Source organism: Paenibacillus sp. FSL R7-277 (assembly GCF_000517965.1).
In the GTDB taxonomy this organism is placed as follows: Bacteria; Bacillota; Bacilli; order Paenibacillales; family Paenibacillaceae; genus Paenibacillus_AQ; species Paenibacillus_AQ silagei.
Genome location: NZ_ASPX01000080.1, coordinates 443,229 through 468,101, shown reverse-complemented (window position 1 = coordinate 468,101; position 24,873 = coordinate 443,229). Strand labels below are relative to the sequence as shown.

At 54.4% G+C, this 24,873-nt stretch carries 21 protein-coding genes; 16 read left to right on the top strand and 5 right to left on the bottom strand.

Annotated elements, in window-relative coordinates; genetic code table 11:
- The first annotated feature begins 94 nt into the window (after positions 1-94).
- Positions 95-1,819, top strand: coding sequence for an acetate--CoA ligase (gene acsA / locus C173_RS24155; RefSeq protein ID WP_036729469.1), 1,725 nt, complete (start codon positions 95-97; stop codon positions 1,817-1,819).
- A 78-nt stretch (positions 1,820-1,897) separates the two neighbouring features.
- On the opposite strand, the gene C173_RS24150 is transcribed toward acsA, so the two are convergent.
- Complete coding sequence (locus C173_RS24150) at positions 1,898-4,822, bottom strand: transglycosylase domain-containing protein (protein WP_036729467.1); 2,925 nt, start codon at positions 4,820-4,822, stop codon at positions 1,898-1,900.
- A 324-nt stretch (positions 4,823-5,146) separates the two neighbouring features.
- Complete coding sequence (rpsD, locus tag C173_RS24145; protein ID WP_036729464.1) at positions 5,147-5,746, bottom strand: 30S ribosomal protein S4; 600 nt, start codon at positions 5,744-5,746, stop codon at positions 5,147-5,149.
- Positions 5,747-6,219: 473 nt separating this feature from the next.
- On the opposite strand from rpsD, the gene C173_RS24140 reads away from it, so the two are divergent.
- From C173_RS24140 to C173_RS24120, 5 genes are all read left to right on the top strand, one after another.
- On the top strand, positions 6,220-8,226 hold the full coding sequence (locus C173_RS24140) for a sensor domain-containing diguanylate cyclase (protein ID WP_036729461.1): 2,007 nt from the start codon (positions 6,220-6,222) through the stop codon (positions 8,224-8,226).
- A gap of 132 nt (positions 8,227-8,358) precedes the next feature.
- Positions 8,359-9,222, top strand: a complete 864-nt coding sequence (locus tag C173_RS24135; RefSeq protein WP_155991624.1) for a hypothetical protein — start codon at positions 8,359-8,361, stop codon at positions 9,220-9,222.
- 97 nt (positions 9,223-9,319) lie between these two features.
- Positions 9,320-10,435 (top strand): aminopeptidase, encoded by a 1,116-nt coding sequence (locus C173_RS24130; protein WP_036729456.1) that lies wholly within the window; start codon positions 9,320-9,322, stop codon positions 10,433-10,435.
- 139 nt (positions 10,436-10,574) lie between these two features.
- Complete coding sequence (locus C173_RS24125) at positions 10,575-10,817, top strand: HPr family phosphocarrier protein (RefSeq protein ID WP_036695008.1); 243 nt, start codon at positions 10,575-10,577, stop codon at positions 10,815-10,817.
- 181 nt (positions 10,818-10,998) lie between these two features.
- Entirely contained in the window at positions 10,999-11,301 is a 303-nt protein-coding gene (locus C173_RS24120) for a YlaN family protein (RefSeq protein ID WP_036695007.1), read from the top strand.
- 144 nt (positions 11,302-11,445) lie between these two features.
- Here C173_RS24120 and cax read toward each other — a convergent pair whose 3' ends face one another.
- Entirely contained in the window at positions 11,446-12,516 is a 1,071-nt protein-coding gene (gene cax / locus C173_RS24115) for a calcium/proton exchanger (protein WP_036729453.1), read from the bottom strand.
- Positions 12,517-12,670: 154 nt separating this feature from the next.
- On the opposite strand from cax, the gene C173_RS24110 reads away from it, so the two are divergent.
- Positions 12,671-13,036, top strand: coding sequence for an Asp23/Gls24 family envelope stress response protein (locus C173_RS24110; RefSeq protein ID WP_036695005.1), 366 nt, complete (start codon positions 12,671-12,673; stop codon positions 13,034-13,036).
- Positions 13,037-13,137: 101 nt separating this feature from the next.
- Here the strand turns inward: C173_RS24110 and ftsW are convergent, their stop codons facing one another.
- Both ftsW and C173_RS24100 read right to left on the bottom strand, forming a co-directional pair.
- Positions 13,138-14,406 (bottom strand): putative lipid II flippase FtsW, encoded by a 1,269-nt coding sequence (gene ftsW, locus C173_RS24105; RefSeq protein ID WP_051478333.1) that lies wholly within the window; start codon positions 14,404-14,406, stop codon positions 13,138-13,140.
- Positions 14,403-14,750 (bottom strand): YugN family protein, encoded by a 348-nt coding sequence (locus C173_RS24100; RefSeq protein ID WP_036729451.1) that lies wholly within the window; start codon positions 14,748-14,750, stop codon positions 14,403-14,405. The genes ftsW and C173_RS24100 overlap by 4 nt, the downstream gene beginning before the upstream one ends.
- 240 nt (positions 14,751-14,990) lie before the next feature.
- On the opposite strand from C173_RS24100, the gene C173_RS24095 reads away from it, so the two are divergent.
- The 9 genes from C173_RS24095 (at position 14,991) to C173_RS24055 (ending at position 24,793) form a co-directional block, all read left to right on the top strand.
- Complete coding sequence (locus C173_RS24095) at positions 14,991-16,172, top strand: amidohydrolase (protein ID WP_036729449.1); 1,182 nt, start codon at positions 14,991-14,993, stop codon at positions 16,170-16,172.
- Positions 16,173-16,446: 274 nt separating this feature from the next.
- Entirely contained in the window at positions 16,447-18,159 is a 1,713-nt protein-coding gene (locus tag C173_RS24090; RefSeq protein WP_036730163.1) for a DNA repair helicase XPB, read from the top strand.
- Positions 18,159-20,279 (top strand): helicase-associated domain-containing protein, encoded by a 2,121-nt coding sequence (locus tag C173_RS24085; protein ID WP_036729446.1) that lies wholly within the window; start codon positions 18,159-18,161, stop codon positions 20,277-20,279. The genes C173_RS24090 and C173_RS24085 overlap by 1 nt, the downstream gene beginning before the upstream one ends.
- A 46-nt stretch (positions 20,280-20,325) precedes the next feature.
- Positions 20,326-20,763, top strand: coding sequence for a YlbF family regulator (locus tag C173_RS24080; protein WP_036729443.1), 438 nt, complete (start codon positions 20,326-20,328; stop codon positions 20,761-20,763).
- 42 nt (positions 20,764-20,805) lie between these two features.
- On the top strand, positions 20,806-21,069 hold the full coding sequence (locus C173_RS24075) for a YlbG family protein (protein ID WP_036694997.1): 264 nt from the start codon (positions 20,806-20,808) through the stop codon (positions 21,067-21,069).
- A 65-nt stretch (positions 21,070-21,134) separates the two neighbouring features.
- Complete coding sequence (locus C173_RS24070; protein WP_036729440.1) at positions 21,135-21,620, top strand: MarR family transcriptional regulator; 486 nt, start codon at positions 21,135-21,137, stop codon at positions 21,618-21,620.
- Between the two features lie 159 nt (positions 21,621-21,779).
- The gene (locus C173_RS24065) at positions 21,780-23,030 is read left to right on the top strand and encodes an MFS transporter (protein ID WP_036729437.1); all 1,251 of its coding nucleotides are present in this window, start codon (positions 21,780-21,782) and stop codon (positions 23,028-23,030) included.
- A gap of 239 nt (positions 23,031-23,269) precedes the next feature.
- Entirely contained in the window at positions 23,270-24,238 is a 969-nt protein-coding gene (locus C173_RS24060) for a GGDEF domain-containing protein (RefSeq protein WP_051478332.1), read from the top strand.
- A 111-nt stretch (positions 24,239-24,349) separates the two neighbouring features.
- Positions 24,350-24,793, top strand: coding sequence for a hypothetical protein (locus tag C173_RS24055; RefSeq protein WP_235191998.1), 444 nt, complete (start codon positions 24,350-24,352; stop codon positions 24,791-24,793).
- The last annotated feature ends 80 nt before the right edge of the window (positions 24,794-24,873 follow it).

Genomic DNA, 24,873 nt, shown 5'->3' with positions numbered 1-24,873 from the left:
ACACGGAATATTCACATTTAGAGCATTGACGGAATTAATAGAATTAGAGGGTACCCTTAAAGCTTAAAGCAAACCAGTAGGGGAGGCAAGAGTAATGGGGCAAGTTCAAGGCGAAATTTTACCGGGCCGGGTGCAGCATTCGAATATGGAGGATTATTCCCGGGCAGTTGATGAATTCCGGTGGGAGGATGTCGAGCGCAGCTTCTCCTGGCATGGGACCGGTAAGGTGAATATGGCACATGAAGCTATAGACCGTCATGTCGAAGAGGGGCGGGGGGCTGCTACGGCACTGATCTACAGCGATGCGGTGCGCGAGGAGCGTTACACCTTCGCTGACTTGCGGGAACGCTCGAATAAGTTCGGTAATGTACTGCGCAAATACGAAATCGGAAAAGGCGACCGGGTGTTCATCTTCATGCCGCGTACTCCGGAGCTGTATTTCAGCTTGCTTGGCATTCTGAAGACGGGAGCAGTGGCAGGTCCGCTGTTCGAGGCATTCATGGAGACGGCGGTCAAGGACCGTCTGGAGGACAGCGGAGCGGTGGCGCTGGTGACCACGCCGGAGCTGCTGCACCGGGTGAAGCGGGAGCAGCTCCCCGGATTGCGCCATATTTTTGTAGTCGGAGCCTCTGCTGATGAGGATGCGGGGTTGCTGAGCTATGAAGCGGAAATGGATGATGCCTCCGCCGAGCTGGAACCGGAATGGCTGAGCCTGGAGGATGGTCTGATTATGCATTATACCTCCGGCTCCACCGGGAAGCCCAAAGGCATCTACCATGTGCAGAGAGCCATGATCCAGCACTATTATACAGGCAAGGTAGTTCTGGACCTGCGGCCGGATGATGTGTACTGGTGCACGGCCGATCCGGGTTGGGTGACCGGAACCTCTTACGGAATTTTTGCTCCCTGGCTGAATGGAGTAGCCAATGTAGTCCGGGGAGGCCGCTTCAGTCCGCTGGATTGGTATAAGACGATCGAGCGCTTCGGGGTGACGGTATGGTACAGTGCGCCCACGGCTTTCCGGATGCTGATGGGGGCTGGCAAGGAGACGCTGGAGGGGATCGATCTCAGCAGTCTGCGCCATGTGCTGTCTGTCGGCGAGCCGCTGAACCCGGAGGTCGTGCGCTGGGGCGATAAAATCTATCAGCAGCGGATTCATGATACGTGGTGGATGACCGAGACGGGAGCGCAGCTCATCTGCAACTACCCGGGAATGGACATCAAACCCGGCTCCATGGGACGGCCGCTGCCGGGGATTGAAGCAGCTATCCTTGATGACCGCGGCAACGTACTGCCGCCGTATTCCATGGGTAATCTGGCCATCCGCACTCCCTGGCCGTCTATGATGGCCAAAGTGTGGAATAACCAGGCTAAATACGATGAATACTTCCGAATTCCCGGATGGTATATCTCTGGGGACTCGGCGTACATGGATGAAGACGGTTATTTCTGGTTTCAGGGCCGGATTGATGATGTGATCAATTCCTCCGGGGAGCGGATCGGACCCTTCGAGGTCGAGAGCAAGCTGGTGGAGCATCCGGCTGTCGCGGAGGCAGGGGTAATCGGCAAGCCGGATGTCATGCGCGGAGAGATCATCAAGGCCTTCATCTCGCTGCGGGATGGATACAGTCCAACTGCTGAGCTGAAGGAAGAGATCGCGGCATTTGTCAAAGCGGGCTTGTCTGCCCATGCTGCACCGCGCGAAATCGAGTTCAAGGATAAGCTGCCCAAGACCCGGTCCGGTAAAATTATGCGCCGTGTACTTAAGGCCTGGGAGCTGCATCTTCCGGCAGGCGATCTGTCTACCATCGAAGACTAGGCAGAATTTAAAAAAGCCCGTTCCCCTTATCCCGGGGAACGGGCTTTTGAAGCTTTTACTGAAGTCTGCCTGATGAGCTTAACGTCCGGAGTTGCCTGGTGCGTTAGTAGCGGTACTGCCTCCGGCATTCCCGCCGCCAGCATTGGTACCGCCTAATGGAGTAGAAGTATCCACAGCAGGCGGCTGAACAATGATCATGCCAGGGTCTTCCGTACTGTCCGGGATGATTCCGGCGTCCGGTGTCGGCTCAGCGTCCGGCGTCTGTTCCGGAGTTGGTGTCGGCTCAGGTGTAGGCTTAATGCCGCCAGCCACACTGCCGGAAGCAGTCTCATGTCCGGCTACGTCCACGGCAGCCACATAGAAGCTAGCATTAGCGCCTGCCGGAGTACCCGGCCTGAAGACGGTGCTCTCTCCAGCCGCGAGAACGGCTTGCTTCTGGAAAGATCCGCCGTTCAGGGAACGGTAGAGGCGGTAGCCGACAACATCCGGCGAACCGCTTGGAGTGAAGGTAACTACAGCCTTGCCTGTGCTGTAGGAGACCATGACTTCACCGGGAGCACTTGGCCCGTTGCCGTCATCGACCCGCGGATCGACCTCGGTCGGATAGTCGGTTTTGGCATCCTGCGGCATGTAGTACGATAGCGACTCATGCGACTTCATCGCCGGGAAGGCGGCCAGCAGCTCTTTGACCAGCTCCTGAATCGGCTTCTCGCGCTTGACTACGATCTTCTCCTTCAAGAAATCCTCAGGAGTTCCTTCCAGGGGGATGTAGTTCACCCCGTTATAAGTGATGTATTTGGCATTGGAGATTCCGTCATCGCTCTCCTTAGGAACAAATTTCGCGTTGAACAGATCCGTTGTGAATCTATCCGTCAGCTTGGAAGGCTTCTTGCCGCTGTATGCCGAGACTGTCGCCTTGACAATACCCTCCGGCTGGGCGAATTCCTTCGTGGTGAACAGCTCGGGACGCTTGTCAATCACTGTATTCATTACCTTGGTCCACAGGGTCTGCGCCTGACGCTTCTGCGTATCCCCCTGAAGGGTATTGACCTGCTCTTTGTAGCCCACCCAAATTCCAAGGGTGACATCCGGGGAATAGCCCATGAACCAGACATCCCCGTAGTTCTGGGTGGAGCCGGTTTTGCCGACAATTGGAACTTCCTTGAAATGCTTGTAGTTCCTCTTCACTGTAGTTGCTGTTCCGTCAGTAATTACGGTACGCAGCATATCCGTCATCAGATAAGCGGTCTGCTTGGAGAAGACCTGTTCCGGGTTGACTTTATGCTGGTAGACGATTTTGCCCTGACTGTCCACGATCTTCTCGATCATATAAGCATCATTGAAGGCACCGCCGTTACCGATGGAGGAATAAGCATTAGTCAGCTCTTCCACGGATACCCCGTAACGCAGCCCCCCGATAACCCCGGTCTGAGCGCTATAGTCATTGTCCTGGATGGTGGTAATCCCCAGCTTCTTGGAGAAGGCCCAGGCCTTCTCAATTCCCACCTTGTCGTTGAACAGCTTCAAGGCGGGAAGGTTCAGGGATTTGTTCAGGGCATACCGGGCGGTAACCAGACCCTGATAACGGTTGTTGGCATTCTTGGGAATGTGGTAGCCTTTACCCCCGTCCTTCATGACAATCGGCGCATCATCCAGAATGCCGGCAGGCTGAATCAGCCCTGCATCCAGTGCAGGCAGGTACGCTGCAATCGGCTTCATGGTAGAGCCGGGCTGGCGGATCATCTGGGTGGCATAGTTCATCTGCTCGATGTTGAAATCGCGCCCTTCGATCATGCCGAGAATCGCGCCGGTCTTATTGTTGATCATCATGCCGGCTGTCTGTTCCTTGCCTCTAGCCTTGCTGTCCTTGGTGAAATTGCTGCTGTCATCCGAGACACTGTGCATCGCACTGTACACTTTCTTGTCTATGGTGGTGTACACCCGGTAGCCGCCGGTCATCAGCTGCTGGCGGGCTTCCTCCAGAAGCTGGGCGGAATCGGCAGCAGTGGCCGCCTTGTCTGCCGTGCCCTGGTTCAGCTTCAGCAGGATCTCGGACGCTTTGCGTTCGGTCTCCATCATGAGATAAGGGAAGGTGGCATAGGCCTTCTTCGTATGCGGTGCAAGAGAGCTCTTGATGTCGAAGAGCAGCGCCTCGTCGTATTGGGAGGTGGTAATTTTGTTCTCCTCCAGCATCCGCCGTAAGACCAGCTTCTGGCGGTCCATCGCCCGGCCGAAGGCCGTCTCGTTGAATTCGCCTACGCCGTTGAACGCAGAATACTTGGAAGGGAGCTGCGGCAAGCCGGCGAGATACGCCGCCTGGGCCACATTCAGCTTCTCCAGATCATCCAGGCCGAAGATGCCTTTGGCGGCGGCCTTGATACCAAATACATTATAGCCGTTGGAACCGTTCCCGAAAGGAACCTTATTTAAATAAGCCGTTAAAATCTCCTGCTTGGACAAGAAACGTTCCAGCCGCAGGGAGAGCAGGATTTCCTTCACCTTGCGGTCTTCCGTACGGTCCAGGTTCAGGAACACGCGCCGTGCAAGCTGCTGGGTCAGGGTACTGCCCCCGGTCTGAACGGATTCATTCAGTACCTTTTGCTTGACGGCCCGCAGGGTGCCGCTGAAATCCACCCCTTTATGATTGTAGAAATTATTGTCCTCTATAGCGAGAACGGCATCAATCACAAGCTGCGGAATATCGTTGAATTCAATAAGTCTGCGGTCTTCTTCTGTGCGGAGCTGGCCGATCGGCTGTCCGTCACTGAAATAGGCAAAGCCGGTAATGGCGTTCAGCCCAACCTGCTGCTGGATTAGTTCTTCGGGCCGGACCGGGTCGTCCTTCACTATTGAAGTGACGTAGCCGGCTACAGCGCCGCCGGCGAACAGGCAGCCGAGTATACCGAGTATGAACATCCACTTCACAACTGAACCGAACCTGCGGAGCCAGGATCTGCGCGGTGGACGCTGTTTTGCGGTCTTCTTTTTCTTCTCCTCAACCATCGACGATAATCCTCCTTTTAACGGAACTATTATAGCACAATTTGGCGATTTTGAATGCGCTTCTGCCGGAGAGGATTTTTAAAATAACCCCACAAAGTGGGGACTTCTGCTTAAATATAAGACTTTATATGTTGCACACGATAAATTATCCTTCTATTTCTCGTTGAAACGGTACCGTCCTCTAAAAAGACGGCCAAGCCGTTTCCACTTGCGATGATGACCCAAAAACTTTGCGGGGGCCCAAAAACATATACATTCTTATCATAAAAAAAGCTCCCGGATAGAAATCCGGGAGCTTTGATCAGATTCCGCTCTAAGCGAATCTTAACGGTTGTAGAATTCGACGATTTGCTTCTCATCGATATCCTGGGACAGCTCAGCACGTTCTGGCAAACGGATATATTTGCCTTCGAACGATCCGTCAGCATATTCCAGGTAAGCCGGAAGGTGGTTACGGTTCTCGAGAGCTTCCTTGATCGAAGTCATAGCGCGGCTTCTTTCGCGGAGTCCGATAACGTCGCCAATGCTTACACGGTAAGAAGCGATGTCGACTTTTTTGCCGTTAACGGTTACGTGGCCGTGGGATACCAACTGACGTGCGCCTGCACGGGAGTTAGCGAATCCAAGACGGTAAACCAGGTTGTCCAGGCGGCTTTCGAGCAGGAACATGAAGTTTTCGCCCGCAATACCCTGGAGCTTTTGTGCCTTAGTGAAAAGAGTTTTAAACTGCTTTTCGCCCAGGCCGTACATGTGACGCAGTTTTTGTTTTTCCAAAAGCTGCATTCCGTAGTTACTTACTTTTCTGCGTTGGTTAGCGCCGTGCTGTCCTGGTGGGAAAGGGCGTTTCAGGTCTTTGCCTGTACCGCTAAGGGAAATGCCCAGACGACGGCTGAGTTTGAATTTAGGTCCGGTGTAACGTGCCATATTATAGTAGACTCCTTTTAATGAAAAAATGTATTGTAGGGCCTATTTGCGCCGCAATTCGTATCCGTGAAAGCGTTAAATGGTTTCACACTGCCGAGGGAAGTTCAGCCGCTGCCCTGGCAGTAACGAAATGCGTAGAGGGTGACACAACGTTACGCCCAATAAGACTTGTTACAGTCTTGTTCAACAATAAATATTATATGAAAATGGCAGTCAAAGTCAAGCGCAACTTAAAAGAGTTTTTGTCTATGTTTGTCGTTAGTTCTTTGGTCCTAAAAAAAATCCCGGTTTTGCGGAAAATATAATGCAATACCTCAAGAAAGGGAGTAAAATATAACTAATTGGATGTTATCGGAAAACTGTGATTTCAAATATCCTGACTATATTTACGCTGGATTGGTAATGTCTCTACTATAGAATCAGGGGGCGTACTCCGGTCTGGCCTGATTGAAGATGCAAAGGAGGTCCTCTTTATGTCAGAGCAGGAGGCATACGGCCATAAGGATCGGGACAGCCGTATGCTGTTACAGGACATGAGGCAATCCGGCGGAGAAGATGTAGATCCCGCCGCCTGGCTGAAGGAGACGGATATCGTGTCTCACGATTTCCCCTACGCCGCCAGCTTGATTGCCGAGAGCTTCAGGGAATGGCAAGGACAGGGAGTCCCCGCCTTCGCGAAGGCCTGGAGCTGGTGTGTGCTGAATTATGAAGGTGATTGGATTGAACCCGGCTCTGAATTCCGGCAGGGGCGCTGGAGAGCAGAGTGGGAAGAAGCGGCGGGAATCTGCCTGCAGACAGGCGGGATGTATGCCGCCGAGGTTCTGGAGGAAGGACAAGCCTATACCCTTCTGGCTTTGCCGGTATTTACGCGCGGGCACCGGGAAATCTTTGCCGTGCTTGGCTGCAGAATGCCTGCTGAGCAGTACGAGTCGGGCGGGAAGCATACGGCTGAAGCGATGTCGATGCATTTCCAGACCTGCTTTTATCACCGGTTTGAGCATGTGTTTGTCTCGGATCTTGCGGGAATTCATCTGCATGCCGAGCGTGAGGGCAGCCGCCGTTCGCTGCTTTTTCAGATTGTCCAGCGTATGCATGACAACATTGATGTAGATGCCGTGCTGACGGAGGTCATTGACAGTATCGCTGCGATGTATCCGGGGGCGCGGCTTGATTTGTTCATGTCCCAGGACCACCGCAGCACGCATCCTCAGGTCAAGCCGCTTCCGCTGACATGGGCAGGCAATGATGTCTGTGACCGGGCCTTCAAGGATGGGCGGGTCACGCTTCATGCCGGGCGTGATGAGAACGGGACGGTTGAGGTAGCGCTTCCGCTCGGCGGCAAGCAGGGGGTATACGGTGTGTTTCATATGATTATGGACAAAGCGTCCTTCCATGAGCTGGATCTTAGCTTCCTGACCATGGTCGCGGATACCGCCGGTACAGCCTTTGAGAATGCGAAGCTGTATGAACGCTCCAACCAGCTGATCAGGGAGCTGCGCATGAGCAATGAGCTTACCCAGCGGCTGAATCAGAGCCTCAGGCTCGGCGATATTTTCCAGTTTGCTTTTGAAGAGCTGCTGGCAATGTTCGAGGCGGATTATTGCTGTATCCTCCATAAGAATGAAGAACGCGGCGGGCTTGAGGTAATCGCCTGCAATTATCTGCCGCTGCTGGGTGAAATATTGGATGGCAGTCAGGGACTCGGCGGTAAGGTTTATGCTACGGGAGAGCCGCTGCTGCTGTCCGATTACAAGTATGCTGCGGGGCAGACCTCGACGCTGATGGATGCTACCGGCTCACAGTCGCTGATCGCTACTCCGCTGAATGTGGGGGGAGAAGTGCGGGGAGCCATTATGCTGGCGCATAAGCAGGCCCACTTCTTCTCCTATGACAGCTACCGGCTGCTGCAGGCGATGGCCGGTCATATCGGGCTGGCTGTCGGAAATGCGAGGCTTCATGCCGAGGTGCACCGCCTGGCGAACCGGGATACGCTGACCGGACTTTTTGCCCGGCACTATCTGGATGAAGAGATTAAGCAGCGGCAGTCGAGTGATTTTTGCGGAACCCTGATCGTGGTGGACATTGACCAGTTCAAGATGGTGAACGACACCTATGGACATCAGAAGGGGGACAAAATTCTGAAGCAGGTCAGCGACATCGTGAAGACCTCGATCCGCCAGGGGGATGTCGCCGCCAGATGGGGAGGGGAAGAGCTTGCAGTCTATCTGCCTCAGCTTGGGGTGCAGCAGGCCGTATTCGTAGGGGAGCGTATCCGCAAGCGTGTGATGGGAGAGACAGAGCCGCGTGTGACCGTGTCCTGCGGAGTCGCCGAGTGGAGCTGGACCGATGACCGGGTCAGTGTCGAATCTCTCTTTTACCGGGCGGATATGGCGCTCTACGAAGCCAAGAACAACGGGCGCAACCAGGTAGTGATCGATAACAAAACCGTAGAGAATAATTCGAAGAATCCTTGGGCTTAGGCCTTAAGGATTTTTTTGTGCAAAAGCCTGCTTTGTGGGGGGGCGTCATCCGGCGTATAAGCCCTGCATTCAAGGAGACCCTAGGTAGAATACAGGTACACTCTACTTTCTTGCGGAAAGGGCTTGATGGCCATGATGAACTTACAATGCGTCCGCACGGGAACACTTGCCCTGCTGATGCTCTCCAGCCTTGCATTCAGCGGGTGCGCGGGTGTGAAGGACAAACCGGCTGCGGAGGATTTGAATCTGGTAATGGCGGGGATGGATGGCACTGACGGGGTGTCCTTTGAAGGGGCGGCTGCCCTGCTGATCGACGGGAAAACGATCCCGGAATCCTCGCTCTACTATGGGGGAAAGGTAGCAGATCATAACCGGGTCAGCCTCTATTCGCTCCTGCCGGACGGCGGACATCCCGCTTCTGCGGCGGAGTCCGGTCCGCGTTCTCTGGAGCAGGGCTCGGGAGATGCGCCCGTCTACTATACCCGGATGGTGAAGGAGGACGGGAAATGGACGATGAAGCAGGCCTCTCCGGCCCTGGCCGGCAGTAATCCCCTGGAGGCGCTGAATCCGCTGCGTCAGCTGGAGGAGCTGGAGAAGATGGGCAAGAAGGTGACGGAGGAAGCGGGCAGCGCCAGAGGGACACGGGTCCTGCGGATTGAATTAACGGCAGAGGAGGCGCGCAGACAGCTCTCGGCAGAGCTTGCGCAGAAGATGCAGGCAATCAAGCCGGCTGCCAGAATAGGTGCTGCTGCGCCTGCTGACACTCAGGCTAAGGCACTTGCGGCTAAGACCGCACTGTGGGAACAGAAGCAGACAGAGCTGCAGCAGAGGCTGAACCAGGCGGATATCCGCACGGTATATTATCTTAAGGTTGACCCGAAGCGGAATCTGCCCACCCGGCTGACCTCGAACCGCACCCTAACCTACCCCGGAAAGGGCGGTGCGACCACGGAAGAAGCCTACATTACGCAGGTGGATTTCTATGGTTATAAGTGAGCGGTTCCCTTCCCGCAGATGGCTTGCGCTCTATGACAGGCGTGCTACAATATAACGGTATGTTTATTTTCAGCAAGAGGAAGGAAGAGAGAGACTGATGAATGATCCCCGGATTCAAAAGCTTGCGGCGAACCTTGTAGGTTACTCCGTAAACGTACAGCCCGGCGAGAATGTGCTCGTCGAAATGATCGGCAGTGAACGAGATTTGATCAAAGCCGTTGTGGAGGAAGTGGGGAAGGCCGGAGGCCGTGCATTTGTGCAGCTGACCGACCGCACTGTTCTGCGCAGTATGCTCAAATATGCAACACCTGAAGGCATCAAGACCTGGGCGGAGATCGACCTGAACCGGATGAAGCAGATGGACTGCTATATCGGCATCCGTGCAGGTGAGAATGTCAATGATCTGTCCGATGTGCCGGAAGAGAACATGAAGCTCTACAACTCCCTGTATTCCCACCCGGTACATAGCGAGCAGCGTGTCAAGCACACCAAATGGGTGGTGCTGCGTTATCCTAACGCCAGTATGGCTCAGCTCGCCAACACGAGCACTGAGGCCTTCGAGGATTTTTACTTCGCAGTCTGCAACCTGGATTATGCCAAAATGGATAAAGCCCAGGATTCGCTGGCTGAGCTTATGCGCAGAACCGACAAGGTGCGTATCGCAGGTCCCGGAACAGACCTTACATTCTCCATCAAGGGAATCGGGGCGGAGAAATGCTCCGGCCAGAAAAATATCCCGGACGGAGAAGTGTACAGCGCGCCTGTCCGCGATTCCGTGAATGGAACGATCAGCTATAATGCCGCATCGATCTATAACGGGGTGACCTTCGAGAATGTGAAGTTTACGTTCGAGAACGGCCGGATCGTAGAGGCTTCCAGCAATGATACCGCGCGGTTGAATGAAATTCTGGATTCCGACGACGGGGCGCGCCATATCGGTGAGTTCGCCATCGGCTTCAACCCTTATATTCTGCATCCGATGAAGGATATTCTGTTCGATGAGAAAATTGCCGGCAGTCTGCACTTCACACCGGGCCAGGCGTATGATGTGACGGACAACGGCAACCGTTCGTCCATTCACTGGGACCTCGTGCTGATTCAGCGTCCTGATTACGGCGGCGGCGAAATTTACTTCGACGATGTGCTGATCCGTAAGGACGGAATTTTTGTGGTGCCGGAGCTGGAAGGTCTGAATCCGGAGAACCTGAAATAAAATGGTACAAAAGCCGGATTCCAAAAGCACGTAAAGGCCGGTTTCCAAGAAACACCTTGCGTGAGTAAGCGGATTCAATGTATCATGGAATTGGTAACAAGTGAACATAAGTATATAATCAAGTTGCGGAGGGATTCCTATGTCCAACAATGCGGCAATCGTGGATATTGCACAGACAGCAAGCCAATTTAATTCATCTATCGTTCTTCAAGCGGACAACAAGTACATTGATGTGAAGAGCATCCTGGGCTTGTTCACCACCCTGGTATCCAGCCAAAGCTATGAGCTGCATGTACATGGCACAGATGCCGAGGAAGCCAAGAAAGCCATGAGTGAAGTTTTCGCCAAACACAATTTGAATTTTACAGTAGTAGCAGAGTAATTCCAGTTTCTTCTCAGACGTCCGGCCTTGCGGCTGGGCGTCTTTGCTGTGGAACCAGGTGATTTTGCAGGAACTTCAGGAATAACCCAAACTGCAATCTTGTATTAGGTCCTAATTTCGACTAATATTAAGAATAATAAGCAATCGCTGCTGTAACTTTTGGACATGGGGGGGAAAATGCATGACTTCATCGGATTTGCAGGAACAGCTCAATATCAAAGCAATCAATCTTCTTCAAGAAGATGCCGATAAAATTCAGAAGCTCATTGAAGTACAGATGGAGAATTTGGCAACCCGTTACTGCCCTCTCTATGAGGAAGTGCTGGATACCCAGATGTACGGCTTCTCCAGAGAGGTCGATTTTGCGGTCAGAGCGGGGCTGGTACCGGAGCTTACCGGCAAGCAGGTGCTGAGCAAGCTGGAACGTAATTTGGCTGTACTATACGAGGCACTGAACAAGAAGGCTGAGGAACGGGAGATGTAAGTCCCGGTCATCAAGTGGAAACGGCTTTGCCGTCCTTGTTAAAGGACGGTACCGTTTAATTCTTATATTTTCAACAAAACGCACATGAAAGACCCGGGGGTCGATCATGTGCGTTTTTTTACAATTATTTATAAGTTTTGTGTTTCAGACCAGATAGAACGATACACCGAGAATCAAATAGACCGCCAGCAGCAGGAGACCTTCGTACCAGTTGGTTGCGCCGTCCTGAATAATCGATTTGGCGATGAACACCGATACGGCAATCGCTACAATCTCAATGGTGGTGAAGACAATCGACATGGTGTTGCCCATGAAGTAACTGGCGAAGATCAGCACAGGGGCGACGAACAGGGCAATCTGCAGACTGCTGCCTACGGCGATCTCGACTGCGGCGCCGATCTTGTTCTTCATGGCGAGCATAATGGCAGCGCTGTGTTCTGCGGCGTTACCGATAATTGCTACAAGGAATGCGCCGACGAACAGCTCACTGAAGCCGAAGCGTTCGGTGAGAGTCTCCAGCGTGCCGACCAGCCACTCACTGACGAAGGCGACCATGACTGTGGCAAGGACCAGGTAGAGGATTGAACGGTTCCGGGACCAGACAGGAGCATGCTCATTCGGCAGCTCTTCCGCAGTATCGTCTGTAACATCCGCCAGGTATTTCTTGTGTGTGATCATGGAGAAGACCAGCCAGGCGAGGTAGGCGGCAATCAGGAGGCCGGCAACGACAAGGCTAAGCACATTGGTGTCTTTCTCGGTGATGGAATGCGTGTTGAAGAACATGGCGGGGACGAACAGGGCGATAACCGCAACGATCATCAGTGAGCCGTTCAGACCGGCGAGTGTGACATTGAAGTTCTGAACCTTGAACTTCAGGCCCCCAGCAAAAATACTCAGTCCGAGGACGAGCAGCAGGTTGCCGATGATGGAGCCGGTCAGACTTGCTTTGACCATGTCAAACAGTCCTTCCTTGACCAGGAAGAAGGCGATGATCAGCTCGGCCGCATTGCCGAAGGTTGCGTTCAGGAACCCTCCCAGCCGTTGTCCGGCATAGTGGGCTACACTCTCTGTGGCCCGGCCGAGGAACCCGGCCACGAAGATGACCGAAACGGCAGACAATATGAACTGAAGGGTATGATCCCAGTTCGCATAATGCCCTATGGCGCTGAGGATGAAGCTGATGACCAGCAGCGCCGGTGAGATCCATTTTTTCAAGGGTAAGCACTCTCCAGTCTCTATATGTAGGTTGAATTCATAATCAATATACCCAAATTGTTCCTGACTGTAAACGGGGGTGAGAGAAAGTCATTTGCTTTTTAGGCCGCTTTGGAATTACAATAATTGATAATGAGAGTAGGGGGGATATGGCATGGCAGAACAGCTTCAACTGGAATTGGGAAATATACGGATATCGAATGACGTTGTCTCAAAAATTGCCGGCCTGGCCGCGCTTGAGACTCCCGGAATTGCAGCCATGTCTGGCGGTTTGTCAGAGGGCTGGGCAAAGCGCCTGAGCGGCAAGAACGTGCAAAAGGGTGTTACTGTCGAAGTTGGCCAATTGGAAGCCGCAGTAGATCTGCGCATCATCGTACTGTACGAAACGCCGATTCATGAAGTGTGCCGCATGCTTCAGCAGAATGTCCGCGAGGCTGTGGAGAGTATGACCGGTCTTCACATCGTAGAGGTTAACGTTAAGGTCGAAGGCGTAGCCTTCAAGAACGACGAGATTTCTTAAGCACAATTATATTAGGCATCCATGCAAAAGGCAGTCCGGAATATATTCCGGACTGCCTTTCTACTTGTTGGCTCAACCCTCTTTTGTATGTAGGTAGCCTCTTAGCGTGCGCGGGTGCCTGCACTTCTGTTGTTGCGTACCTGTCTGACCGTAGTCACAGACTTCACCACTTCCTCCTTGGCCGGACGGTTGGTCTCCCGTGAGATGCTGAGCATGATCCCCATGCAGAGCATGGTGACGAGCAGCGAGGAGCCGCCGTAGCTGATAAAGGGCAGTGTAACCCCTGTAAGCGGAATGGTGTTGGTCACACCGCCGATATTGATGAAGGCCTGAATGGCGATGAGCCCCATGATTCCGATGCCGACCAGGGTGCCGAAGGGATCGGTACACCGCAGTGAAATTAGAATCCCTCTCCAGATAAAATATAGATAGAGCAGCAGGAACAAGGCTGTTCCCACGAAGCCGAGCTCCTCACCGATGACGGAAAATATAAAGTCAGTGTAAGGGTAAGGAAGGTAGTGAAGCTTTTGGATGCTCTTACCAAACCCGGAGCCTTGTGTTCCGCCTTCGCCTAGGGCGATAAGGGATTGCATGATATGATAGCCGGTGCCCGAGGCATCTTTCGCCGGATCAAGGAAGGCTTCAATACGGCCCTGACGGTAATCCTGTTTAATCTCAGCCTTCTCGGTGTGCGGCGACAGGGAGTCAATGGCGGTCTTGGCTCCCCAGACGAGAGCAACGCCCAGAATCAGTAGGCCAATCGAGCCCATAATGTGCTTCATACTGGCGCCGCCTGCATAGATGATCAGTCCGCTGGTTGCGACAAGAATCATACAGGAGCCTAGATCCGGCTGGAGCATAATCAGTCCGGCTACGATGCCTACGATGATCATGACCGGGATGTACCCTGTCCGTAAATCGCGCAGCCGCTCACCTTTTTTGGTAATCAGGGCAGCCAGATACAGGATGATGGAGAGCTTGGCCAGCTCGGTAGGCTGAATCCCAAGGGTTCCGATACTCATCCAGCTCTTGGCGCCGTTAATCCCCTCGGTGGTGGCTACGAACAGCAGCAGGACAAGTGTAATCACGAAGATCGGGGCATACCATTTCTTGAATTTGCTGTAGTGGATATTCATGACGACGAACATGATGAAGCTGCCCAGCACGGCCCAGACCAGTTGTTTTTTGACGAAGAAAAATGCATTGTTGCTGTATTTCTCACTGGCAAGGGTTAAGCTGGAACTGGAGCTGAACACCATCAGCAGGCCGAAGCCCACGAACAGCAGGGTGAGAATAAGCAGCTGGAAATCGGGCGTTCCTCTTTTGGGCGGGCGGGCTTTGGAGGCCGTCTTTCCCTTCGCGGCACTCAAACTTCCAGCAGCGCTTTCAATTCATTGATATGCTTCCGGGCTACCTCAAGCACCGGCTGAGGCACCGGGGATTCATATTCCAGCCCGTGGGGGAATGTGGCCTTGCCCAGATAGACGGCTTCAATCGCCAGCACCGCATCTGACTTCTCCAGCTTCCCCTCCACAGCGCGGGTATTAATGCGCAGGAAGTATTCGCCGCCGTCCTTGCGGTCTTCTATCTTGCAGTCATAAGTCGCGCGGTAGTATTCCCATTGCCATCTGATGAATCCTGCCCTTGCTGCACTCTCGTCGAGATAAAGAAGGTCGCTCTTCAGTCCTTCGAGGCCCGTGTTCTCAAATATCATAGCGCACAACTCCCCTTAATGAAGTATAATGATTCATTTGTAATTAAAATTTGTTATTGTTCTTCCTCATGATAGTCTGTTTCCCGGGGTTGTGCAAGGTAGAACAGGCTGATTAATACCCACTTTTTTGCGTTTCTGCTACAATAAAAGAAAGTTGGCAGGCTGCGGAGCGGACAGAGCTCAAGGGCTTGCCCCGCAGGCTTATCCGCAGGATGCTGTCAGAGAAGGGAATGGAGAGTTATGGAGAGGTTAGAGATCGGGGAACTGCTCCCGGAAATGATCAAATGGCGCCGCCATCTGCACCGTCATCCGGAGCTGTCCTATCAGGAGAAGGAGACCTCCGCTTATGTCGGGGCAAGGCTCACGGAGCTCGGGATTGAGGTCCGGCGGAGTGCAGCTGGCTACGGATTGACAGGCATACTTAAGGGCCGGGAGACTGGCAGAACGGTAGTCCTGCGTGCAGATATGGACGCGCTGAGTATTACGGAGGAGAGCGGCCGGGAATATGCTTCCCAGCATCCCGGGGTTATGCATGCCTGCGGGCATGACGGGCATACCGCCATGCTGCTGGCTGCGGCGGCGTATTACAGCTCCCGCCGGGAGGAACTGAGGGGGGAGATCCGCTTTCTGTTCCAGCCGGCGGAAGAGGTCTGTCCCGGCGGTGCAGTGGACATGATTGCGGAAGGCGTGCTTGCGGGTGCGGATGCTGTCTACGGGCTGCATCTGTGGACGCCGTTCCCGCTCGGGACGGTAGGCAGTGCGCCGGGGCCGCTGATGGCTTCGGCCGATGAGTTCTTCATTGATCTGACCGGCCGGGGCGGACACGGCGGCATGCCCCACCGCACAGCAGACAGCATTGTGGCCGGTGCGGCACTGGTTACCGGGCTGCAGACGATTGTCAGCCGCAACGTTGATCCGCTGCGTCCTGCTGTGGTCAGCGTGGGAACGATGCAAGGCGGTTCCGCCCAGAATATCATTGCCGAGCGCTGCCGGATTACCGGGACGGTGCGGGCATTTGATGAAGAGACACGTCATCTGATCCGCCGCCGCATTGAAGAGTTGGCGGCGTCCATAGCCGCAGCCTATGGGACGGAGGCGAAGGTGGACTATCTGATGGGGTACCCGCCGCTGGTGAATGACATTGCTGAGTATGAACGCTTCGCCCGTGTTGCCCCTGAGGCGCTGGGTATAGATGCCCAAGTGATGCTGATGGAGAAGATTATGCCGGCGGAGGACTTTTCCTATTATGTTCAGGAGATTCCCGGCTGCTTCATCTTCGTCGGTGCGGGCAACGCGGTCAAGGATGCCGTCTATCCGCACCATCACAGCAAATTTGATTTCGATGAGGATGCTATGCTCTATGGCGTGAAGCTGCTGGTCGCTATGGCCGATTCCTGTCTGAATGAGTCCTTATCCGTATAAATGTTACCGCTCCAGGAAAAACTACTCTCAAATGCCATGGTAACGTGGACAGGAGGGTTCATTCTTGAAGACAGTCAAAGAAGTGATGACCGCGCAGCCGGTGCCGGTTACTCTGCTGGACAATATCTATGAGGCTGCGAAGCCGCTCCATGAAATCTACAGCGGCAGCAGCTGCATTAATAGACTGACGAGTGGCTCATATCCGTTTACGGAGGTGGGCTTTTTCGTTGTAGGGACAAATGTGAACCACTATAGCACACAAGGAGGGAATAGGATGAGCGGAGCAGAGGCGGGGCCATGCATCACACGGAATGACCGGACAATTCTGCTGGAATGCGGACATCCGGGATTTGAGGAGGCGCGGACGATTCTAAGCGGATTTGCCGAGCTTGTCAAAAGTCCTCCAGCCTACCACACTTACCGGATCACGCCGTTGTCCCTATGGAACGCCGCAGCCGGGGGACAGACAGCGGCAGAGGTCATTGAAGGACTGCGCAGGCTGTCCAGGTGGGGCATTCCTTCCGGGGTAGAGGGGGAGATGGAGCTGCTGATGTCCCGTTACGGAAGCTTGCATCTGCACGCGGATGAGAGTGATCCGCAGCATGTTACGTTAACCGCTGACCGGGCGAGCCGGCTGGATGAACTGGATGACTCTCAGAAGCTGAAGGAGCTGGGCCTGCGCCGGACCGGGGAGCTGCATAGCCATTGTCCGAAGATGAACCGGGGTCTGCTGAAGCAGGAGTTGGCCAGACTGGGTTATCCGGTTCTTGACTATGCCGGGTACCGGGACGGGCAGATGCTGAAGATGGCCTGGCGGGAAACTCTAAGGGGAACGGGTGAAGAGAGCAGCGCCGAATTCAGGCTCCGGGATTATCAACGGGAGGCTGTCCGAAAGTTCCAGGGAACCGGCGGACATGGCGGCAGCGGTGTGGTCGTGCTGCCCTGCGGGGCAGGCAAAACAGTTGTCGGCCTTGCGGTGCTGGAGCAGCTGCAGTGCGAGACACTGATCCTTACTTCAAGCACGACTTCAGTAGAACAGTGGCGCGGGGAGCTGCTGCTGCGGACCACGCTGAGCGCAGATGAGGTCGGGGAATACACGGGAGAGCACCGGGAGGTGCGGCCGGTAACCGTTACAACTTATCAGATGCTGACCCACAGGCGCTCCAAGGGAGGAGCGTTTGTCCACATGAATCTGTTCCATGAGCGAAACTGGGGGCTGATTATCTATGACGAGGTCCATCTGCTTCCGGCACCTGTCTTCCGGGCAACCGCAGATATTCAGGCTACGCGGCGGCTAGGGCTGACAGCAACGCTGGTCCGGGAGGACGGGCGGGAGGGGGATGTGTTCTCCCTGATCGGCCCGAGATGCTACGACCTGCCCTGGAAGGTGCTGGAGCGGCAGGGATGGATTGCAGCTGTCGATTGCATCGAGGTCATCGTTCCGATGAACCAGAAGCTGCGGCAGCAATATATGTATGCCGGTGCGAAGGAACAGTTCCGGCTGGCGGCCGTTAATCAGGCTAAGGCGCAGGCTGCAGCGCAGATTGCTGCGGCGCATCCCGCAGCGTCGATTCTGGTGATCGGCCAGTACCTCGACCAGCTCGAGCAGCTGGCGCTGGAGCTGGCGGCCCCTCTGATCACGGGCAAGACTCCGCAGAAGGAGCGGAATGCGCTCTACGCTGCATTTAATGATGGCAAGCTGCCGGTGCTGATTGTCTCCAAGGTTGCGAACTTTGCTGTGAATCTACCGGATGCCTCGGTAGCAATTGAGGTATCCGGCGCCTTCGGCTCCCGGCAGGAGGAGGCTCAGCGGCTGGGCCGCATCCTTCGTCCGAAGCCGGGGGATAACCGGGCGTATTTCTACACGCTGGTCACGGGAGACAGCCGGGAGCAGGACTTCGCCCTGCGCCGCCGGATGTTCCTGACAGAGCAAGGCTACGAATACGGGGTCCGGATGCTGAACCCGGCGGAAGGAGCTGTTCTTTGATGGAACTGGAACCGGCAGATGATATCGGCAAGCTGTCTGCGGATGCTTGTGAAGTGCTGCTGCGGATAGCGGCAGAGCATGCGGCTTCGCCATGTACAGCGGATTCTGCAGAGCGGCTGCGGCCTGAATTCCTGTGTAGAGCCGAGCAGTTGCTGGCCCTGGAGGAACTGCTTCACACCGGGATGCTGGAGCTGCGTCAGAAGGTGTGGGGGGAGCGGCTGTATCAGATTCCGCAGCAGCAGTATCCCTTGATCCTGCGGAGCTTCTGGACGGGCTGTCCGCAGGTGCGGGTGGAGGGGGCAGTCCGGGTGGAGCATGCAGCGTGTTCAGAACTGGCAGGGGAGCTATTTCAGGGACTGCTGTTCATAGCCCAGGAAGGCCTGCCTCTGACATCTAAGGGAGTGATACATAAGAAGCAGCTTGGGCGGTTAGCCGGAAAGTTGTCCATACCGGGGGAGTATCTGACTCTGCTTGAGTCCTCGTCCGGTCACCAGAGCTATCCGCTGCCGGTTACATTAATCATTGATCTGCTGAGCGTATTGGGGCTGATTACCCGCGATAACAGCGGGTATGGAGTAGACAGACCGATGCTGCAACGCTGGCTGGCTCTTACCGCACAAGAGATGACGGATACGCTCTACACCTTGGTAATCAGCCGCTACGGTGCTCCGCTGCCTGAAGAGCAGCATTTCAGACATTTGTTCTCGGCAGCAGAGTTTAAGACGGACGAGTGGTTTGCGGTAGAGCCTGTTCTAAGCTGGATAAGGCAGAATGGTCTAGCCGGGGAGCAGCCTGTGCCGGGGGCAGCAGGGACAGGCTCAGACTCAGGGCTTAAGCAGGCGTCACTTGCCTGGATTCGCCTTCTGGCCGCCTTCGGCTGGTGTGAGCTGGGGTATTCAGCAGAAGGAGCGGAGTGCTTCCGCTGGAAGGCAAGGAAGCCGCAACTGAACAGAAATAGCCTAGGAATAACCCCGCAGCATCAAGAGGGTGCAGAAGAAGCGGACAGTAACCCGGAAACAGCCAGCAGCAGTCCAAGCATAGCCTCACACAGCCAAGCAATCCTGGACAGCGCTGCCGAAGCTCCAGATACCGTCCTCAGCCCGCAGAGACCCGTAGCAGCTGAAGCCGCATGTAGCCCGCCGCCGCAGGCATCGGCTTCCCCGTCCCCCGGCTTCATTGTTCAGCCTGATTTCGAGGTGCTGGTACCACCGGAGGTCGCTTATACGGTCCGCTGGACCTTGGCCGGGTGTGCGGAGCTGCTGCATCACGAGGATCTCTGGAGCTTCCGGCTGACCCGTGAGCGGCTGGAAGCCGCGGCGGACCAAGGGTTCGCCCCGGGTGAAGTGATCTCCTGGCTGAACGCCCATGCCGCCGGAGGATTGCCGGAGCAGGTCATACTGGCGCTAAGGCAGTGGGCCAGAGCGATCGGGCGGACCGAACTGGCGGAGGTTCTTCTGCTGTCCTGCGCCGGAGAGCAGGAGGGCGAGATAATCGCCGCCCATCCCCGGCTGCAGGACATCGTTACCCGCATCGGCCCGCTCCACTTCATCGTCCGGCCGGAGGCTGCCGGGCAGCTGCGCAAAGAGCTTGCAGCCGCCGGTCTGGCGCCGTCCGTAAGGGCCGGAGACCTGAACGGGGCTGCGGGCCAGCAGCGGCTGTTCGAGCTGTCTGGGCCGGACGAGCCAGCGCTGCGCTACGAGCTCCCTGCCGCAGCCGGGGAACGGGGCCTGCTGGGAACGGGACCGTCCCCGAAGCTCCTGCCGCTGGACAGGGGCGGCCCCCCGATGCTGGAGCTGCCGGGTGAGGAGGCCATGCCGCAGATGTGGTTCAATCAGTGGAGGCAGTATCATGTCACTACAGCGCAAAAGGTAATGGAGCAGGCCCTAAGCTGGGGAATCAAGGTCCGGCTCTCCTACGGGGGCAAGGCGGCGGATTTCATTCCTGAACGGATCAGCGGACGCCCATGGAAGGTACGGGGCATTCTGCTGCTCCCGGGAACGGAGACGGCAGAGGAGACGGAGCTTGCAGCGGAGGACTGGCAGGAAATTCAGCTGCTGCATCCGCTTAAGCACAGAAATTCTTCTTCTGCTGAGGCGGGCGGATATGTTATGATAAGGTAGTCTATCGCTGCGGTAGAACATTAAATGCAGAAAAGAGTTGAAGTTCATGAGCGTAGCGGAATTAAATACGGTCGATATGGCTGAAGTGCTGACATACGCCTATGAATTAGGCGATATGATTAATCAATCCGCAGAAGTGTCGGATTACCTATACTGGAAGGGACAGGTAGATAACCATCCCCAAATCCAGGCCATGATCAAGCGGCTGCAAGGCAAGAAGGAGCTGTTTGACGAGACACAGCGGTTTGGTCATTTTCACCCGAACTATCACTCGGCCAAGGATGAGGTTGAGGCTGTAGAGCGGGAGCTGGAGCAGTTCGAAGCGGTGGTCCGCTTCAAGAATGCGGAGAAGACGCTGGATGATATTCTTCATTCCATGTCTGAGGCGATCGCATTCTCGGTCTCGGACAGTATTAAGGTTCCCAGCAATGATCCGTCCCCCAAAGGCGGATGCGGCAGCGGCGGCAAATGCTCCTGCGGATAAGCTGACCCGTGAGGAGATAGAGAAAGAGAGGCGGATGAGCTTATGTTTGCGGAACGGACAGGTTATATTGTATGGGTTAGCGACGTCAAGGCGGCGCGCAACCTGGAGAAGTACGGCACATTGCACTACGTTTCCCGTAAAATGCACTATGCGGTAATGTACGTCAATGCGGAGCGCGCCGAGGAAGTCATGAAGAATGTCCGCAGACTTTCTTATGTGCGCAAGATTGAGCGTTCGTACCGCAATGAACTGAAGACGGAATATACCAGCAACGGACCGGACAAGTCCAAGTACTACGGTCTGTAGTTCAAGGATAAGGGTTATTTAGACAGACGCCGCTGGCGTCTGTTTTTTTAAGAGGGGGACCACCAATGAACAAAGAGGAACAGGTCTTAACCGCTTTCCGGGAATTATTCAATAAGATGAGCTGGCTGAATAAGTCCAAGATGGAGATCAGTCTTAAGGGTAATAAACCCTCTGAGGTGCACTGTATTGAATACATCGGACGACATGCAGACGTCAACGTGACCAAGCTTGCAGAGGCCTTGTACATGACCAGAGGGGCGATCAGCAAGATTACACGGAAGCTCCTGCACAAGGGGCTTATCGAGAGCTACCAGAAGCCGGACAATCAGAAGGAAATCTATTTCAGGCTAACTGGTCAAGGGAAGGCTGTGTATCAGATCCATGACGAATTGCACCGTGAGTTTCGGGAGCGGGACAGACCCGTGTTTGAGCAGGTGACCGATAGCCAGTATGCCGGTATGCTCAGCTTCATGGAGAGGTACAATAGGCATTTGGATGAAGAGATTAAGAAGCAGGAGCAGGAGCTGGAGAACAGCATGGAAGAAGATTAATTTCCCCTCTATACTTCAGCAGAATATTACAGGCAGAGTTACTTTCACCCGGCAGGGTGTTTTTTTATGCTCAATAATTTGTTTCCTTGGAATCAAAAATGTGCTAGGATGATATTGTTTCTTAGGAAACAAATCATGAACTCTAAGGAGAGAAGATACATGTCCACATCCAAACCAGCTGACAATCAAGATCAACCTTCAGAACCAAAAGTAGATAAGCACGCGCTTATATTCGGTCTAATTTCAGTATTTTTATGCGGAATAGGCTTCAGTATCATAGCTCCGGTGGTTCCATTCCTCGTCCAGCCTTACATTAGCGATCCCGGAAAACAAGCGGTGATGATTACCCTGCTGACCTCAGTGTATGCGGCCTGCCTGTTCTGTGCGGCGCCTGTGCTGGGTGCGCTGAGTGATAAATACGGACGACGTCCGCTGCTTCTGCTATGCTTGCTGGGTTCTGCTGCCGGTTACTTCATATTTGGCCTTGGAGGGGCTTTATGGGTGCTGTTCGCCGGGCGGATCATTGAAGGGATTACAGGCGGGAGCATCGGTACAATCTTCGCTTATTTTGCAGACATTCTTCCGCCGGAGCAACGGACCAAGTACTTTGGCTGGGTGAGCGCGGTGGTAGGGGCCGGTACTATTATTGGTCCGTCGATGGGCGGGCTGCTGGCCAAGTTCGGGTATTCGGTGCCCATGTATGCTGGAGCAGCGGTAACATTACTGAATGTGGGTTATGGCTTCCTGTTCATGCCCGAGAGTCTGGAGAAAAGTAAGAGATTGAAGGTAATCCCCTTAGTCAGGCTGAATCCCTTCTCGCAGCTTGCGAACCTGCTGTCCATGAAGAACCTCAATAGGCTGTTTGTCTCCGCCTTCCTGCTGTGGATACCGAATGGCTCATTCCAGGCTATTTTTTCACAGTTCACGTTGGATAATTTCAGCTGGAAGCCGGTGATCATCGGATTGATGTTCTCTATCATGGGCTTGCAGGATATCCTGTCCCAAGGATTCATTATGCCGAAGCTCCTGAAAAGATACAGTGACCGGCAAATCGCCCTCCTCGGAATGGTCTCGGAAATTGTTGGATATGTCCTGTTTGCGTTGTCGGCCTTGTTCGCCTTTTATCCTCTTTTTATCGCAGGGATGTTTATCTTCGGCTTCGGCGATTCGGTCTTCGGGCCCTCGTTCAACGGAATGCTGTCCAAATCTGCCGCAGCGGGCGAGCAGGGACGGGTTCAAGGGGGCAGCCAATCGATTCAGGCGCTGGCGAGAATGATCGGGCCGCTGGTTGGCGGACAGCTCTATGTGTCGCTTGGACCGGCTGCACCGGCATTCATGGGGGTGATCCTCATTGGAGCGGCGATCCCTGTGCTGTATACGATTAACCGGGCAGGAACATTGTCGAAATAGGTCGTTAGTGTGAAAAAAGGTGCGCAGAAGGCAATGCCCTGGCCCGAAGTTTATCCCTGCTTAATAATTCCAATCTATGCTGAAGAGAAGTTATTGAATTCACGAAGACAAGCATACGGGGGATTAGATGAATAAGACAGGGACCCTTGGCTATGCGCTCGGGAGACCGGCTCATCGGCCTGAGCGTGGAGCGCTTCCGTCTCCGGTGCTCCAGTATCCAGTCAAGGGAGGGTGTAAGCATGTTTCTGCAGATCGGTGAAATCGCTGAACAAATCCCGGACATTTCGATTCATCACAAATGCGGGTTTGTGGACCAGATTTTCAAAAGCAATCCCCAGCTCCAAGGCGTAGCCGTCACGGAAAACGGGCGCACCGCCGGATTGATTATGAGGATCAGCTTTTATCAGAAAATAGGTACGTTGTATGGGTATACGCTCTATATGGGCAGACCTGTGGAACTGGTGATGGACAAAAATCCGCTGGTGGTGGACTATAACACGCCCATTATCGAGGTAAGCAGGCAGGCGATGTCGAGGCAGGATGAGAATCTGTACGACTATGTGATCGTGACTCATGAGAAGGCCCTGTTCGGAGCGGTTAGCGTACGGGATCTGCTGCTTAACTTCGCGGAGATTCAGGCGGTGGCCGCCAGCTTCCTGAATCCATTAACAGGGCTCCCGGGGAATATCAGCATTACTGAGTGGATGGTGAAGACGCTGCTGCAGGATGAATTCAGTGTGCTCTACATCGATCTTGACCATTTCAAGGCGTACAACGACACCTACGGTTTCAAGGAAGGCGACCGTATGATTCAGGCCACTGCAGAGCTGCTAAAGCATGAGGCACTGCGGATGAACGGATTCCTGGGGCATATCGGCGGGGATGATTTTATTATTTTTATCAGCGATTATCACTACGAGGAATGCTGCAGAAGCATCATCGCGGCGTTCGATACGGCGGTTGAGGATTTCTATCATGCCGGACATCTGGCCCAGAAATACGTGCTGACCGAGAGCCGTTCGGGACAACTGGAGGAGTTCCCGCTGGTCTCGATCTCGATTGCCGTGGTCACGAACCGCAGCCGCCGGTTTGCTTCCATTGAGGAGCTGTCTGTAGAGGCGGCCCGCTTCAAAAAAAGCTGCAAAATGATCAGAGGCAGCAGCTATGTCGATGACAGCGATATCAGTATGCACCGGACGGGCAGCTGAGGTTTCGCCATGTAACTCTCCCGGGATGGCGGTATGCTTGAACAACGGTCGTCAATGCGGTAAGATTGACAACAATAAGAGCATGCCAAGACCCTTTTTACGTGGAGTGTGATGACTATGCAGGGCAAGGGGATGGACTGGTGGGGGGTGCACGAACCCTTCCATATCATGCTGAATAACTACGGGATTGCCGACATCGTGCTGACCCGGCATGCCAAGAGCCGTTATGCGGACCGGGTAGCTGCTGAGGACAGCGGAAATGTGGAGGTGACCGCCTGGATCTGGCAGGCCCTGAAGCAGAACCGGCTGAGGCCTTACTCAAGCAGTGATTATAATGCCTATCTGATCGATAATGATACGGTGATCGTGGTTGATTTCAGGCAGCTTGAGGGCGTTACGGCCCTCTCCGGAGAGCCGCTGTATGTCATGGTAATCGTATCTTTTCTGGGCAAAATATCGGTGACTCCGCAGCTCCGGGATCTCAAGCGATACTATTCCTGGCTGCGACATTCCCGGCGCATGAAGCTGTCCAAGAAACGCCGCAGGCGCAAGTAGGATACTTGAAACGAGGGAGGCATGCGGCTTAGGGCTGCGTGCCTTTTTGCTTGAAGACTGAAATTAGCGAAGGAGTCAGT

Bases quoted from the DNA above. Each gene is read 5' to 3' on its own strand.
- C173_RS24090 (WP_036730163.1), top strand. From the start codon at position 16,447: ATGAGCGGAGCAGAGGCGGGGCCATGCATCACACGGAATGACCGGACA.
- C173_RS24125 (WP_036695008.1), top strand. From the start codon at position 10,575: ATGTCCAACAATGCGGCAATCGTGGATATTGCACAGACAGCAAGCCAA.
- C173_RS24080 (WP_036729443.1), top strand. From the start codon at position 20,326: ATGAGCGTAGCGGAATTAAATACGGTCGATATGGCTGAAGTGCTGACA.
- C173_RS24060 (WP_051478332.1), top strand. From the start codon at position 23,270: ATGTTTCTGCAGATCGGTGAAATCGCTGAACAAATCCCGGACATTTCG.
- C173_RS24120 (WP_036695007.1), top strand. From the start codon at position 10,999: ATGACTTCATCGGATTTGCAGGAACAGCTCAATATCAAAGCAATCAAT.
- C173_RS24055 (WP_235191998.1), top strand. From the start codon at position 24,350: ATGACTATGCAGGGCAAGGGGATGGACTGGTGGGGGGTGCACGAACCC.
- acsA (WP_036729469.1), top strand. From the start codon at position 95: ATGGGGCAAGTTCAAGGCGAAATTTTACCGGGCCGGGTGCAGCATTCG.
- C173_RS24070 (WP_036729440.1), top strand. From the start codon at position 21,135: ATGAACAAAGAGGAACAGGTCTTAACCGCTTTCCGGGAATTATTCAAT.
- C173_RS24075 (WP_036694997.1), top strand. From the start codon at position 20,806: ATGTTTGCGGAACGGACAGGTTATATTGTATGGGTTAGCGACGTCAAG.
- C173_RS24095 (WP_036729449.1), top strand. From the start codon at position 14,991: ATGGAGAGGTTAGAGATCGGGGAACTGCTCCCGGAAATGATCAAATGG.
- C173_RS24110 (WP_036695005.1), top strand. From the start codon at position 12,671: ATGGCAGAACAGCTTCAACTGGAATTGGGAAATATACGGATATCGAAT.
- C173_RS24130 (WP_036729456.1), top strand. From the start codon at position 9,320: ATGAATGATCCCCGGATTCAAAAGCTTGCGGCGAACCTTGTAGGTTAC.
- C173_RS24150 (WP_036729467.1), bottom strand. From the start codon at position 4,822: ATGGTTGAGGAGAAGAAAAAGAAGACCGCAAAACAGCGTCCACCGCGC.
- C173_RS24065 (WP_036729437.1), top strand. From the start codon at position 21,780: ATGTCCACATCCAAACCAGCTGACAATCAAGATCAACCTTCAGAACCA.
- C173_RS24100 (WP_036729451.1), bottom strand. From the start codon at position 14,750: ATGATATTTGAGAACACGGGCCTCGAAGGACTGAAGAGCGACCTTCTT.
- rpsD (WP_036729464.1), bottom strand. From the start codon at position 5,746: ATGGCACGTTACACCGGACCTAAATTCAAACTCAGCCGTCGTCTGGGC.
- C173_RS24085 (WP_036729446.1), top strand. From the start codon at position 18,159: ATGGAACTGGAACCGGCAGATGATATCGGCAAGCTGTCTGCGGATGCT.
- C173_RS24140 (WP_036729461.1), top strand. From the start codon at position 6,220: ATGTCAGAGCAGGAGGCATACGGCCATAAGGATCGGGACAGCCGTATG.
- C173_RS24135 (WP_155991624.1), top strand. From the start codon at position 8,359: ATGATGAACTTACAATGCGTCCGCACGGGAACACTTGCCCTGCTGATG.